The sequence below is a fragment of the Okeania sp. SIO2C9 genome, from assembly GCF_010672455.1.
Lineage (GTDB): Bacteria > Cyanobacteriota > Cyanobacteriia > Cyanobacteriales > Microcoleaceae > Okeania.
This window is the reverse complement of sequence record NZ_JAAHGO010000239.1, coordinates 1-1343: the sequence shown is the minus strand read 5'-3', so window position 1 is coordinate 1343 and position 1343 is coordinate 1. Positions and strand designations below refer to the sequence as shown.

Below are 1343 nucleotides of genomic sequence, written 5' to 3'. Positions count from 1 at the left end.
TATTAAAAAAATCGTCTTGACCATATATATTTCTTGTCACAGGATTGAGAATTAAACTGTCAAATTTACTAAGAAATTCGTTTTTGTCCATTTTTTTATTTCAGATTTTCAGATGAGTTTTCCAGAGACAAACAATTACAGAATCTGCGAAATTATACCAAATTCTGTTTACAGTTTGCCTCATTTTCTAATTTAGGCAAAAAGTTTCTACAGAAAGAGTTTCTTGATTTTCTAACAAGATCCTTCGGATAGCTGTTAGCATTTGGCATTAATATTTACCTGTGCTTGCTCAATGAAAGCTTTTAACCGTTTGCCTAAAACCTGAACATGGGGCTCAGCAATCATTGACAGATGGCTGCCTGGGACAAAATCGATATCTACAGACTCAGAGGAAAGCTCGCCCCAGCCTAAGTCTGAATCCTGTGAAAGTTCAGAATAAGTCTTAAAATATAGATAATCCTCAGCATCTTCTGAAGGAACTGGAGGAATTTCAGTAGCCCGTAGCAAGGTAATTTGAGCTGGATAAATCTGTTTTGGTAGATACTCAATCTGAGATAGAGTGTTAGCTTTATAAACTTCCATCATATTTTTAAGTTGCTTGGTTTCAGCATTGGGAGGTAAGGTATTAACCATTTTTAGGTGTTGTAAAGCGTATTTGAGTTGCTCTTCTTCAGACAAGGATTTTAGATGATCATAAGAAATCTGTGTCTCTCTTCCCAGAGAAAGCTCAGCTACTTCAATCAACTCAGCTAGCCACCGAGCATGATCCCAATTCAGATAATTCATTAGTACAGGATGTTCTTGCTCAGTGGGGGCAGCAATATCAATCATCACCAGTAAAGCCACCTGATGTCCCTTAGCTACCAATTGTTGAGCCATTTCAAACGCTACTCTTCCCCCAAAAGAATGTCCTCCCAAATAGTATGGTCCTTGGGGTTGAAACGTTTGCATTGCTTGAATATAATTGCTCGCCATATCCTCAATTCGGTTGGCTACCTCTAATTCCCCATCGAAATCGTATGCTTGAAAACTGTATAACGGTTGGTCAGTTCCTAAATAACGCCCTAAATCAGACAAGTAAAAAGGTTTACCACCAACTCCTGGAACACAGAAGAAAGGTAACTTTGAGCCATTAGGCTGAATTGCAACCAAATAAGATGAGCCTAAGTCATACGAGTCTTTTTGCAAAATTGTTGCCAACTGTTCAATTGTTGGATTTTGAAAAAGGCTGGTTAAAGGAATTTTTTTACCAAACAACTGTTTAATTTGAGTCATTAAGTAAGGCGCTAAAAGAGAATGACCACCCAACTCAAAAAAGTTGTCTTGTACTCCTACCTTGTCAA

The 1343-nt window shown here is 37.8% G+C and carries 1 protein-coding gene; it reads right to left on the bottom strand.

Annotated elements, in window-relative coordinates:
* Positions 1-255: 255 nt before the first annotated feature.
* On the bottom strand, positions 256-1343 hold a 1088-nt coding region (locus tag F6K23_RS40635), incomplete at its 5' end, for a non-ribosomal peptide synthetase (RefSeq protein ID WP_293166899.1).